10 protein-coding genes and 1 other annotated feature are annotated in these 12371 nt (G+C 44.5%); of the genes, 5 read left to right on the top strand and 5 right to left on the bottom strand.

Annotated features, from left to right (window positions below; genetic code table 11):
• Positions 1-323: 323 nt before the first annotated feature.
• The 5 genes from DBT50_RS09250 to guaD form a co-directional block, all read right to left on the bottom strand.
• Positions 324-716, bottom strand: coding sequence for a DUF3021 domain-containing protein (locus DBT50_RS09250; protein WP_111852276.1), 393 nt, complete (start codon positions 714-716; stop codon positions 324-326).
• 13 nt (positions 717-729) lie between these two features.
• On the bottom strand, positions 730-1191 hold the full coding sequence (locus DBT50_RS09245; protein ID WP_111852275.1) for a LytTR family DNA-binding domain-containing protein: 462 nt from the start codon (positions 1189-1191) through the stop codon (positions 730-732).
• A gap of 184 nt (positions 1192-1375) precedes the next feature.
• A complete protein-coding gene (locus DBT50_RS09240) occupies positions 1376-1504 on the bottom strand; it encodes a hypothetical protein (protein ID WP_258454719.1) in 129 nt (42 codons plus the stop codon).
• A 43-nt stretch (positions 1505-1547) separates the two neighbouring features.
• The gene (locus DBT50_RS09235; protein ID WP_111852274.1) at positions 1548-2474 is read right to left on the bottom strand and encodes a hypothetical protein; all 927 of its coding nucleotides are present in this window, start codon (positions 2472-2474) and stop codon (positions 1548-1550) included.
• 249 nt (positions 2475-2723) lie between these two features.
• Complete coding sequence (guaD, locus tag DBT50_RS09230) at positions 2724-4097, bottom strand: guanine deaminase (protein ID WP_111852273.1); 1374 nt, start codon at positions 4095-4097, stop codon at positions 2724-2726.
• Positions 4098-4466: 369 nt separating this feature from the next.
• On the opposite strand from guaD, the gene DBT50_RS09225 reads away from it, so the two are divergent.
• The 5 genes from DBT50_RS09225 (at position 4467) to DBT50_RS09205 (ending at position 12358) form a co-directional block, all read left to right on the top strand.
• The gene (locus DBT50_RS09225; protein ID WP_111852272.1) at positions 4467-5693 is read left to right on the top strand and encodes a dicarboxylate/amino acid:cation symporter; all 1227 of its coding nucleotides are present in this window, start codon (positions 4467-4469) and stop codon (positions 5691-5693) included.
• A gap of 97 nt (positions 5694-5790) precedes the next feature.
• Positions 5791-6008 (top strand) — a binding site (T-box leader).
• A gap of 107 nt (positions 6009-6115) precedes the next feature.
• Positions 6116-7414, top strand: a complete 1299-nt coding sequence (gene serS, locus DBT50_RS09220; protein WP_111852270.1) for a serine--tRNA ligase — start codon at positions 6116-6118, stop codon at positions 7412-7414.
• A 194-nt stretch (positions 7415-7608) separates the two neighbouring features.
• Positions 7609-8133 (top strand): peptide-methionine (S)-S-oxide reductase MsrA, encoded by a 525-nt coding sequence (gene msrA / locus DBT50_RS09215; protein ID WP_111852269.1) that lies wholly within the window; start codon positions 7609-7611, stop codon positions 8131-8133.
• Between the two features lie 410 nt (positions 8134-8543).
• Positions 8544-9578 carry a branched-chain amino acid aminotransferase gene (locus DBT50_RS09210; protein ID WP_258454718.1) on the top strand — a complete coding sequence of 345 codons (1035 nt, stop codon included), beginning with the start codon at positions 8544-8546 and terminating at the stop codon, positions 9576-9578.
• A 641-nt stretch (positions 9579-10219) separates the two neighbouring features.
• Positions 10220-12358, top strand: coding sequence for a copper-translocating P-type ATPase (locus tag DBT50_RS09205; protein WP_224785064.1), 2139 nt, complete (start codon positions 10220-10222; stop codon positions 12356-12358).
• The last annotated feature ends 13 nt before the right edge of the window (positions 12359-12371 follow it).

Below are 12371 nucleotides of genomic sequence, written 5' to 3'. Positions count from 1 at the left end.
TATTGTTGTGGACTAATTATTTAATAAAATAATTTTTATAAAAGGATTTTAGCAGGAGTGGCGCTTTGAATCTGGTCGTTAGCCATGAATAGCAAGCGTTGTGAATTACGGCTAGTTGACGATAGTCTTACTAGCCGTTTGAAGCTCGCTAGGCGAGAGACCTTGTGCTCGAGCCGGTGCCATGGCTCTTTAACGACCAAAATTCAAAAGCAGAACGCATGCTAGTTAAAATCATTTAATAAATAACCAAACAATGAAGAAAGCCCCTCAGTGGATAAGACACTTCCACTGAGGGGATTTTTGACTTTTGTCATACGCTCGTGTTAATCTTTTTTCTTTTTCAGTTGCTGGTTAATTTGATTGATCTTGTGGCGGTTATAGAAGTAGTAGCAGGTCCAAATGGCAAAGAAGATGAGGGCGAAGTAGACAATGACACTTACTAGGACTTGTCCAGTGAGTGGAAACCAGTGGTTGGCGTAGCCCATCAAGATGAAGGCCAGGAGGGAAACGGTAAAGTGGACGGAAACCTTGGCTAAGAGGGGCCAAGAGCTGTATTGATAGATCGCTGAGGTCCCTCCGATCACCGCACCGAAGAACATGACTGAGCCTAACATGGTGACATAGGACCAATCTTCAGTGTAAATCGCTCCCATAATCACCCAGATAATGATGGCTAGGGAGACACTTTGTGAGATAGCGTTGAGAATATTTTTCATGATGAGACTCCTTTCAGATACCTAAGCGGACTTTGAGGTTGTTGACGAAACGCCGGGAAACATTGACCCGTTGACCGGTAGAAAGGTAGGCATACATATTCCCAGAAAAGGCCATCTCCAAGCGCTCGATAGCTTGGATACGGACCATGGCGTACTTAGAGATACGGATGAAGTCCTGGCTGTTTAACTTGTCAGCTAAAGACGAGAGACTTTGCCGGGTCTGGTACTTACCTTTTCTAGTCGTGATGGTCAAGATGCCCTGGCTAACTTCCAAGTAAAGAATGTCCTTAGTGTGGAGGATAAAATACTGGTCGTCGACTTTAAGGGCAATATCTTTTTGGTTTTGGTTCAAGCAGGGACTAATTTGCTGGGCGAGGATTTGAGCTTGGGGCTCGGTTTGGGCGTGGATAGTGATGTAGTTTTCTTTTAAGTGGGGATCAATGACTTGCTGAATCTTGATCTTACTGTCATCCATAAATTCACTACCTTTCTAGAGAGAATGATGAATGAAGGCTGCCTTTTCTTCAGTTTTAGTATAGCAAATCGCTTAGATAGCAGGGAGTTTTCTAGCTAAGCGGTGGGAAATTTGGGCTAAGCGGTAAAGAGGATGGGTTGAATAAAAAACGACCGTGACTCAGTGGGCACAGTCGTAAAATTGACTATTTGTCTAATTCTTCATAGATCTTTTTATTGTCTTCAAGTAATCTCTCGGATAGACTCATGACCTCGTCATCGCTAGGGATGGAGATAACAGAGTGCTTAGGAAAGTTTGAATGGATATTCCTCATACTGCCTCCCTTTAAAGATTATAAAATAAAAGAATCTAAACCTTTATTTATCTAAGTCTATTAAGAAAAATTCGTTATAAAAAATCTTACTTTCCGATATATGACTATTTTTATTGGATAGTTGTGTAGAGTCATTAGTTGAACACTGTTTCCAATATAGTAGCAAGGCAATAAATCGTCCTACTTTCATGGTGAGTATACAAAGTATGTATAAGAAGAAATACATATAAAAGCTTTGTACAACAGGGTTGCTATTTTGAATTGAATTTACCCTAATTAAATCGTTGTTGATTGGATAAATAATGTAGAATGTATCTCTTTCTTTGTGAAGTGAAAGTTCTTTTTGCATTTTTTCGACCTTTACAATTTTATCTTTTTCTATATTTTCTAAATTTATATTGTTATTTTTAAGGTCAAAACTTCCTTTATCTAAGACAAGGAGCAAGTAAGGAATGACCAATAATGAAAATAGACTTAATTCTAGCTTGCTAAATTTATAAGAAGAATGGTTTATTTTTTTTATCAAGGTGGAGTCTTTTAAAGATATTTGCTTAAAGATAAATATTAAAGAAATAGAGATTAACAATGTTAAAATCTGTTCTAGGAACCAGATATCAGTAGCGTTTTGACTCGAAGGGAAAATTACAGATGAAAAAAAGTCAGGTAGAGAAGATAATATTACAGCAATTATGATTATAAATATACGCATATTAGTGCTTATAACTTTAGAATTTAAGTTATGAGGTATAACGTGATCGCTTTTTAATCTAATTTGATAAAAATAAAAGCCGTAAGTAATTGAAATACACAAAAATGTAAGAGCCATACTACTTTTAAAATTAATATATGCTTCGAATTGGCTAGTAATAGAAGCATATATATAAAGTATGATCACTAAGGCTATACTTTCAAGGGCGGTTATTATTGATCGAACAGGAGCTTCAAACTCTTTTCTATCTTTGTCGTTCATTAGGAAGTATACTCCTTTAAATAAGATTTTGTTTTAGCTAAACGCTAGTAAGTATAACTATTGTTTTAAAAATTTACAGCTAAAATTACTTTACCATTTTATTTACTTAAGAATAGGTAATTTTTAATTTAGTTGATTTATAGGCCTATTGCATAGTGAAGATAAGAATTGAATGACTATTAAAAAGGCTCCGATTGTTTTCGGAACCTTTTTCTCATTTTCTAATCAAAATAACTGTGATAATTTTGCTTATTTACTAAATATTTCCTTATCCACCACTAAGTCGCCTTGGACCCAGACCTTGCGGATGTTTTCTGGGGTGACTAGGTAAATAATCCGCTCAAAGATTTCTCGAGGGTCATTGAAGACGCCAAAGTCGGGGAGGATGTTGTTGGCGACTTTGGTGTCGACTAGTTGGAGGTCACAGGCTTGGCCGCTTTCGATACTGCCTAGTGGGAGGTCGAGAGACTCGCCGCCGCCCTTAGTAGCCAGGTAGAAGGCTTCCACCAAGGAAATCCGGCTGTCACTGACTCCGCGTTCGTCAGGGCCCACTTGGGTATCGACCCCATCTTCGAGGATCCGGGAAGAGACCACGGCTTGGCGGATATTTTCATAGAGGCTTGGGGAGAAGCCACCAGAAATATCTGTTCCTAAGCCGATATTGACGCCTTGAGCCTTCAAGCGTTTAACCGGGAGGACCGCATTGGCGAAGTAGGCATTGGAATAAGGGCAGTGGCCGATCCCCGTCCCGGTTTCTTGGAAGATCTTGCCGTCAGCTTCATTCAGGAAGTTACAGTGGGCCATAACTGACTTAGGTCCTAAGAGGCCAAAATCGCGTAAGACCTCGGTGTCGCGTTTACCTTGGAAGCGTTCCATGACAAAGTCGTGCTCCCATTGACCTTCGCTGCAGTGGGATTGAACATGAGCCTGGTATTTTTGCGCTAATTCGCCCAATCCGGCTAAGGCATCATCAGTACAACTAGGAACAAAACGCGGGGTAACGACCGGATAGACACCTTGCTTGTAATCTTTGCCGAGTTGACGGACTTTTTGAATAAAGGTTTCGGTATCCTTGAGGGCTTGGTCAGTCGAGGCATCCCGGTAAAAGTCTGGGTTGGCTTCGGGATCATCCATGACCACCTTACCGACTAAGCCACGTTGACCCGCTTGGGCGCAGATTTTAGCCAATTCATAGGAGGATTCTAAGTGGGCAGAGGCAAAATAGAGCCCAGTTGTGGTGCCTCGGGCTAGTAGCTGTTGGACGAGGTCGGTGTAAACCGCCCGGGCGAAGTCCAGATCGGCGTACTTGGCCTCTAAGGGGAAGGTGCACTCATCCAACCAGACATTGAGGGGCTCATCCAAAGCAATCCCGGCTTGGGGCCATTGGGGAGCGTGAATATGGAGGTCCACTAGACCAGGCAGGAAGTATTGACCGGCCTCTAAACGAACAAAGTCAGTAGATTCTTGGGCTTGCTTGACCATTTCACTGTAAGCGGGGTCCTCTTGGCGGTAGACTTGGTCGATTTTACCGTTATCATCCACCGTGATCAGGGCTTGGGAGACATAGTCTAACTGGCCGTAAACAGGGGTATGGAAGAGGTCACCTTGGAAATACTGGGTCATCGATTAAATATCCTTTCTATTCTGCCGCTTATCACTTGAGGCAATAAGCGAATATTGATAGTGTTCAGAGTGATTATTATTCACAAAATGCTTGATATTTGGTCTTTTGTGCGCCAAACAACAGTTTTATTCTAACAAAACACGAATATAAATCAAGTGTAATTTAAAATTATCCGGAAAATACCAGTGTTAGGGACTTTTCCTAAAACACCTGTAAAAAATCACCCAAGTCTAGTCTCTAGTCAGGCTTGGCCTTTTATGGGTTATTTTTTATCGAATCGTGCGGTTAAGTTGATTTTACAAAGTGATCACTTTTTGCTAATATTATTAGAATGCCATGATAAGAAAATGAAATGGAGGTGGGAAAGGATGGCAAGAGTACTTGAAAAAAGGAAAATTGGCCTCGTTCCCCGAATATTATTAGCAATTATTTTAGGTATTATTGTCGGACAGTTAAGTTTGGTACCGGAGTGGTTTTTCCGGCTCTGTGTTACTTTTACCGGAATTTTTTCTAGCTTCTTAAGCTTTGTGATTCCCTTTATGATTATTGGTTTTGTGGTCCAAGGGATTGCTGACCTGGGTCAAGGAGCGGGTAAGCTACTCGGGATTACGGTCTTGACCTCGTATTTATCGACTATCGTCGGCGGATTTTTGGCCTATTTGATGGCCAGCCAGATCTTTCCTTTCTTTATCAGTGAAAGTTTGGTTGAACGCTTAAGCCAAACTGCGCCCAGTCTGGAACCACTCTTTGTGATTCCGATCGAACCCTTCTTCGACGTGACGGGGGCGATTATTTTTGCCTTTATGATGGGCCTGGGGATCTACTGGCTCCGTCAACACGGTCGTGGCCAGGTGCTTTATGAGGGTTTTAGCGACTTTGGCGGGATTATTAGCCAAGTCCTGGCCAAAATTGTGGTACCCTTATTACCGATCCATATTTTCTGTAATATTAGTAACCTGTCCTATAGTGGCTCGGTTTTTGCCATTATTTCGGTCTTTTGGAAGGTCTTTATCTGCGTGATTCTTTTACAGATCCTCTATGTGGCTTTTCTCTTTATTTTATTTGGGACCTACGCCGGCAAGAATCCTTGGGAACTGATGAAAAACCAAATCCCGGCCTATATGACCGCGATTGGGACCCAGTCCTCCGCTGCGACCATTCCCGTCAACTTGAAGTCAGCGGCTAAAAATGAGGTTTCTAAAGACATTGCCAACTTTGTCGTGCCCCTCTGTGCCACTATTCATTTGACCGGGTCTATGGTTACCATTACGGCCAATGCCACGGCGCTCTTGTTAATTTACGGCATGCCCCACAACCTCACCATGGTTTTAGGCTTCATACTCACCTTGGGCGTCTGCATGGTGGCGGCACCGGGAACCCCTGGGGGCGCGATTATGTCGGCCTTGCCTTTCTTACCAATGGTGGGGATTGTTGACCCTGGCATGCAACAAATCATGATCTCCCTCCACTTGACCCAGGATTCCTTTGGGACCGCGGCCAATATTTCCGGAGATAACGCCATTGCGGTCTTTATCGATAAGATTTACCATAATTACATTAAGCAAAATGAGACGGAAAGCTCTGATCTGGCTTAGCTAGGAAAATCCCATTTGACAAGGTCAGCTTTTCTTCTTAAAATAAAGATAACTTTGGAGTTTGACTCCAATAAAGTCGGAGATGACTTTATTTATAGACCAAGTGATGCTTGTGACTAGTAGCTTAGGAAACTTTTTAGCGAGTCCATGGTGGGTGAGAATGGACAGGGGACCTGGGTGAATCCACACAAGGACTGCCTACGACTTAGTATTAAGGAAGTAGCGCCGGCACAAACCGTTATTTGTAAGTGTAAGGCATATTTTGCCTTGAAGCAGGGTGGTACCGCGCAGAATGATGACCATTTCGTCCCTTTGATTGAGAGGGCGGGATGGTTTTTCTTTTTGCTCAAATAGTGTTAATGAGCATTCGCCAATATTAATAAAGTAATAATGAAAAAGTTTAAAAGAAATGAGGATTTGTAATGATTGATGTACGTTTATTACGGGATAATTTTGACCAAGTGGCTGAGGCTTTGAAGGGCCGCGGAGTGGAGAAGGAAACTCTAGAACACTTACGCGACCTGGACCAAAAACGCCGCCAAGTGATTGTCGAAGCGGAAAATTTGAAAAAAGAACGGAATATCGCTTCTGAAGCCATTGGTCAACTCAAGCGTAATAAGGAAAATGCCGATGACAAGATCCAAGAAATGAAGGCCTTGGGCACCAAGATTAAGGCTTTGGATAGTGACTTAGCTAAACTTGACCAAGAAGAACATGATATCCTCGCCCGGATTCCTAACCTTCCTGCTGAAGGGGTACCAGTCGGTGAAGACGAAGATGAGAACGTGGAAATCCACCGCCATGGCGAGACGCCTGAATTCGACTTTGAAGTCAAAGCCCACTGGGACTTAGCCGAAGATTTAGATATCCTGGACTGGGATGCAGGGGCCAAGGTGTCCGGCTCACGTTTTGTCTACTATAAGGGTCTGGGCGCACGTTTGGAACGGGCTTTGTATAACTTCATGTTGGACCAACACCAAAAAGAAGGCTACATGGAAATGATTACGCCTTTCTTGGTCAACGACCAAGCCATGTACGGGACCGGACAATTCCCTAAGTTTACCGAAGACGTTTACCAAATCACTAACGAAGACCAAGACCTGACCTTGATTCCTACCGCAGAAGTGCCTTTAACCAACTACTTTGCTAAGGAAATCTTGAAGGAAGAAGACCTGCCTATCCGAGTAACTGCCCTCTCACCTTGTTTCCGTTCTGAAGCCGGTTCAGCGGGACGGGACACCCGGGGCTTGATCCGTATGCACCAATTCCAAAAGGTAGAAATGGTTAAAGTAGCGACTCCAGACCAATCCTTCGATGAACTGGAAGCCATGACCGAAAATGCGGAAAACATTCTCGACTTACTTGGTTTACCTTACCGCCGCATTGTCCTCTGTACTGGGGATATGGGCTTCTCAGCAGCCAAGACCTATGACATCGAAGTTTGGATGCCCGCCCAAAATACTTACCGGGAAATTTCTTCCTGCTCCAACTGTGTGGACTTCCAAGCACGCCGGGCCCAAGTCCGTTACCGGGATGTCGATGGCAAGACCCAACTGGCTCACACCTTAAACGGTTCTGGTTTAGCCGTGGGTCGGACGGTGGCTGCGGTCTTAGAAAACGGGCAAAACGCCGATGGTTCCATTACCATTCCAGAAGTCCTCGTTCCTTACATGGGTGGGGTAGATAAAATTACCAAGGAAAATGCTCGTGGCTTAAATTAAGAAGATTAAGAGCGAATGCTCATAAAATGAAATTGTTTAACTAATACGAAACAGCTTTCTCAATCATCATAGTTGGGGGAGCTGTTTTTTAGTCAAGTCATCCGTCCTGCCAAGCAAAAGTCTTGTTTTTGCCTTTATCAGTCTTTACAATGAGTCATGTTTGAAAGACTAAAGTATAGAAAGAAGGACTAAGGATGAGTCAAGCATTAGCTACTTTTGCCGGGGGCTGTTTTTGGTGCATGGTGCAACCTTTTGAGACCATGCCGGGGATTTTAAAAGTCGTGTCCGGATATACAGGTGGGCACACCGAAAACCCCACTTATCGCGAAGTTTGTCTGGGGGGAACGGGGCACACGGAAGCGGTGCAAATCACCTATAATCCCGAACGGATTTCCTACCAAGACCTGGTGGAGATTTATTGGCAACAAACCGATCCTACTGATGCCATGGGCCAATTTGCGGACCGGGGGGACTCTTACCGTCCCGTAATTTTCTACCACGATGACCAACAAAAGGCTATCGCCCAAGCCTCCAAAGAAGCCTTGGAAGCCAGTGGTCGTTTTGATAAACCTATCGTTACCCAAATTGAACTGGCCCAAACCTTCTATCCTGCCGAAGAATACCACCAAGACTTCCATGCCAAGAACCCTGACCACTACCAAGCCTACCGCCAAGGCTCAGGTCGGCAAGCCTTCATTGATAAGCACTGGAAAGATTAAGAAGGAGAGTGCGACAAACGCCTCAAAAGGCAAGACCTTAACTTCTTTTTTGAAGGAATTCGGCTTACTCATGGATGACAAGTAAATATTGAAAAGTAAGCTGGGCCAAGTCCCGGCTTATTTTTATGGCTTCTTTATTAAGTGAATTTTAAACTGGAAAGCATGTGTCTGACTTCCTTTGTAAAAATATTTTATAGGTTAAATTTTTCCTTGCCTAGCCACGGAAAAGGTCTTAAAATATGCTAAATAAAAATTGTCTTTTATTTAAATTGTCGAGCAATTCAAACAAATTACCCCTAAAGTATTTACAAATGTTTTTGAAAAAGGTATTATAAGTCTACTTAACTAATGGGCGCCGCTCTTAGAACACAGTTCAGGCGAGTGCCCAAAATTGTAATTTTGAAAGGGGAATGACAATGTCTGTAAATATCGATTGGAATAATTTAGGTTTTGCTTATATGGACCTTCCTTATCGTTGGCGTGCTTATTGGAAAGATGGCGAATGGTATAAAGAAGGCTTAGAAGAGGGAAAGACTTTTCCAATTGCTGAAGGTGCTCCGGCCTTACACTATGGCCAAGAAGCATTTGAAGGCTTAAAAGCTTACCGTCGTAAAGATGGTCAGATCCAACTCTTCCGTCCAGACCAAAACGCTAAACGGATGGCTAACTCCGCCGAACGAATGTTGATGCCAGCTTATCCTGAAGAAAAATTTGTTGAAGCGGTTGTCAAAACAGTTCAAGCCAACGCTGACTACGTCCCACCTTATGGGTCAGGCGCTTCGATGTATATCCGTCCATTATTAATTGGGGTAGGCGACAACATTGGTGTTTCCCCTGCTAAGGAATATATCTTTACTATCTTCACCATGCCAGTAGGACCTTACTACCGTGATGGTTTAGCACCAATGCCATTTGTCACCAGCAAGTACGACCGTGCCGCTCCTTACGGGACTGGTGCTTCTAAAGTTGGTGGGAACTACGGTGGTTCACTCTTACCAGGTGAAAAAGCGAAGAAAGCCGGCTATGGTGACGTGGTTTACTTAGACCCAGCCACCCATACCAAGATTGAAGAAGTCGGTTCCGCAAACTTCTACGGGATCGAAAAAGATACCAACAAGTTTGTGACACCAAAATCACCTTCAATCCTCCCATCCATCACCAAATACTCCATCATCCACTTAGCTAAAGAACGTTTAGGCTTAGAGGTTGAAGAAGGCGACGTTTACGTGGATGAATTAGATCGTTTCGCTGAAGCTGGTGCCATGGGAACCGCTGCCGTAATTTCTCCAGTGTCACGGATTGACCACGGCGACCGTTCCTTCAAGTTCTACTCTGACAAAGAAGTTGGACCAATCACCCAAAAACTCTACGATGAGTTAGTGGGTATCCAATACGGAGACATCGAAGCCCCAGAAGGCTGGATCGTCGAAGTCCCTGAAAAATAACAGAGTGCGACAAGCGCAAAGAAGAGCAAGACCATTGGAAGAAAAAATGCGTAAAAATTCTCAAGGAGAATTTGTCGGCGTTTTCTGAAATGAACGCTTGCTCTGCGCTTGGAGCTGGTTTGTACAGGATGTGAGGAAGGATCAGTGAGGGAGATTCCTTGGAGGAAAAGATGATAAGATCAGCTTGCTGATCGTTCAACTTTTCTGAAAGGACATCCCCTCACCCTTCCGAGCTCAACTGTAAGGATGTGAGAACGCCGTCAAAGGCTTGAATCGGTGGAGGAAAATACCATAAGCACAGCTAGTCTGTGCGTTGGAATTTTCTGAAGCGACTTCAAGTCTGGCGTTCGAACTCAACTAACAGAGAGCGACAAGCGCAAAAAACTAAGTCCGTTTTTTCAAATCATCCTTTAAAAACCTGTCAATCAATTGTCACCCAATAAACAATTGATGATAATAAAAGAACCGTCTACTGAAAAAGTAGGCGGTTTTTTTATTATTTCATTCATCTTGCGAGCAGAAGGACTTGCAATTTTAAGCGGGTGCTCTTATACTAGCAATGTAACTTGATTACAAATGTAGTCAACGGATAAATGAAGTATAAAATGATTGAATCAACCAAGAAAGAAAGGATGAATGAAATGGCAACAGCTTGTTTAAATGCTTGTCCGCATGCTTGCCGGCAAGGGGGCGCATGTACCTGTCAACAAGACGGCTGCCCTAGCCATGAGACTTATGAACAAGTAGACCATAGTCAAGCGGCTGATCACGAGAGCCATGGAGCGGCTTCCTGTCACGATGACGCCGGTCACGAAGGGCATGGTGGCCACCACATGGGCATGATGGACGATATGAAGCAACGGTTCTGGGTGGTCCTGGTGCTCACTCTCCCGATTGCGGTCCTATCGCCCATGTTGATGATGATTTTTAATTATTCCATTACTTTTCCCGGCCAAGGCTGGATCGAATTTATCTTAGGGACCATCGTCTTCTTCTATGGGGGTAAACCTTTCTTAGAGCACGGCTGGATGGAAATTCAAAACAAACAACCGGGCATGATGCTCCTGATTACTTTGGGGATTGTGTCTTCCTATCTATATAGTGTCATGACCACCTTTTTCCTCGATGCCAGCATGAATTATTACTTCGAACTGGCTACCCTGATTCTGATCATGCTCCTGGGCCATGTGATTGAAATGAAGTCACAAATGCGGGCCAATGATGATTTGGAATCCCTGGCCAATCTCCTCCCTAATGAAGCCAGTCGGATCACGGCTGATGGGGAGATTGAAGTGGTTCAAATCGATCAATTACAAGTCGATGACCTCGTCCTCGTCCGCCCGGGGGAAAAGGTGGCTGTGGACGGGACCATTGCTAGCGGTCATTCCACTCTGGATGAAGCAGTCATTACCGGGGAATCGGTGCCTGTGGCTAAGGATGATGGTGATGAGGTCATTGCCGGAACCATTAATGGCGACGGCGCCCTCCAAGTCCGGGTCGCTAAAGCTGGTAATGATTTTTACGTCAACCAAGTCCTTGACCTGGTTAAAGGCGCCCAAGCCCAAAAATCCAAGGCCCAAAGTTTGGCGGACCGGGTAGCAGCCTGGCTCTTCTACATTGCCTTTGGGGTCGGGATTATTGCCTTAGTGATTTGGTGGAACTTGACTACGGCCTCAACTGCCATTCAATTTATGGTCTCCACCTTTGTCATTGCTTGTCCCCATGCTCTCGGCCTGGCCATTCCTTTGGTCAACGCTAAATCGACCTCCCTAGCGGCTCGCTCAGGTCTCCTGGTCCAAAACCGGATTCCTTTTGAGCAAGCTTATCAAGTCGACACGGTGGTTTTCGATAAGACTGGTACCCTAACCAAGGGTGAATTTGCGGTTGACGGAGTTTACCCAATCGCTAAGGTCAGTGAAGACCAAATTCTCGCCCTAGCCGCTTCTTTGGAAGCCCAATCCGAACACCCCATTGCTAAGGGGATTGTTAAAGCGGCCAAGGAAAAAGGCTTGGACTTACAAGCGGTCAACAACTATCAAAACCACAGCGGGGCTGGCTTAGAAGGAGAAGTGGATGGCGATTTAGTCAAAATCCTTAGCCCGAAAGCCACCCGCGAGGCAGGTTATAACTATGACCAAGACCAATTAGAATCCATTACCAGCCAAGCCAAAACTGTGGTCTTTGTCATTAAGGAAGACCAGGTCATTGGTGCCTTAGCGGTCTCTGACCAAGTCCGTCCCGAAGCCAAGGAAGTGATCCAAGTCCTCCACAAGCAAGGCATTGAGGCCGTGATGTTAACCGGGGACAACGACCAAGTTGCCCAAGCGGTAGCTAAGGAAATCGGCTTAGACCAAGTCTTTAGCCAAGTCCTCCCCAACCAAAAATCCGCAGCCATTCAAAGCCTGCAAAGCCAAGGCAAGTCAGTCATGATGGTGGGTGACGGGGTCAATGATGCGCCCGCTCTAGCCCAAGCTGAAGTGGGAGTGGCTATCGGTGCCGGGACTGATGTGGCCATGGATTCGGCCGATATTATCCTAGTGGAAAGCCAATTGAAGGATGTCTTGAACAGCCTGAGTCTCTCCCAAGCTACCAATACCAAGATCAAGCAAAACCTGGCCTGGGGAGCGGGCTACAATATTTTCGCCATCCCCTTAGCCGCTGGTCTACTAGCACCCATTGGCCTGACCTTAGGCCCTGCCCTATCAGGGATTCTCATGTCGCTCTCGACGGTGATTTGTGCCGTCAACGCCCAAAGCCTTAACTTTGAAAAATATGACTAATTGAGAAAAGCCA

Origin of the sequence: Aerococcus tenax, assembly GCF_003286645.3 — a bacterium.
GTDB classification, from domain to species: Bacteria; Bacillota; Bacilli; order Lactobacillales; family Aerococcaceae; genus Aerococcus; species Aerococcus tenax.
Note: the sequence above shows the minus strand (reverse complement) of the source record. Positions and strands in the feature narration are given on the sequence as shown.

What these genes read in the sequence shown, in the direction of transcription:
- DBT50_RS09250 (WP_111852276.1), bottom strand. Translation starts at nt 716, where the DNA reads ATGAAAAATATTCTCAACGCTATCTCACAAAGTGTCTCCCTAGCCATC.
- DBT50_RS09245 (WP_111852275.1), bottom strand. Translation starts at nt 1,191, where the DNA reads ATGGATGACAGTAAGATCAAGATTCAGCAAGTCATTGATCCCCACTTA.
- DBT50_RS09240 (WP_258454719.1), bottom strand. Translation starts at nt 1,504, where the DNA reads ATGAGGAATATCCATTCAAACTTTCCTAAGCACTCTGTTATCTCCATC.
- DBT50_RS09235 (WP_111852274.1), bottom strand. Translation starts at nt 2,474, where the DNA reads ATGAACGACAAAGATAGAAAAGAGTTTGAAGCTCCTGTTCGATCAATA.
- guaD (WP_111852273.1), bottom strand. Translation starts at nt 4,097, where the DNA reads ATGACCCAGTATTTCCAAGGTGACCTCTTCCATACCCCTGTTTACGGC.
- DBT50_RS09225 (WP_111852272.1), top strand. Translation starts at nt 4,467, where the DNA reads ATGGCAAGAGTACTTGAAAAAAGGAAAATTGGCCTCGTTCCCCGAATA.
- serS (WP_111852270.1), top strand. Translation starts at nt 6,116, where the DNA reads ATGATTGATGTACGTTTATTACGGGATAATTTTGACCAAGTGGCTGAG.
- msrA (WP_111852269.1), top strand. Translation starts at nt 7,609, where the DNA reads ATGAGTCAAGCATTAGCTACTTTTGCCGGGGGCTGTTTTTGGTGCATG.
- DBT50_RS09210 (WP_258454718.1), top strand. Translation starts at nt 8,544, where the DNA reads ATGACAATGTCTGTAAATATCGATTGGAATAATTTAGGTTTTGCTTAT.
- DBT50_RS09205 (WP_224785064.1), top strand. Translation starts at nt 10,220, where the DNA reads ATGGCAACAGCTTGTTTAAATGCTTGTCCGCATGCTTGCCGGCAAGGG.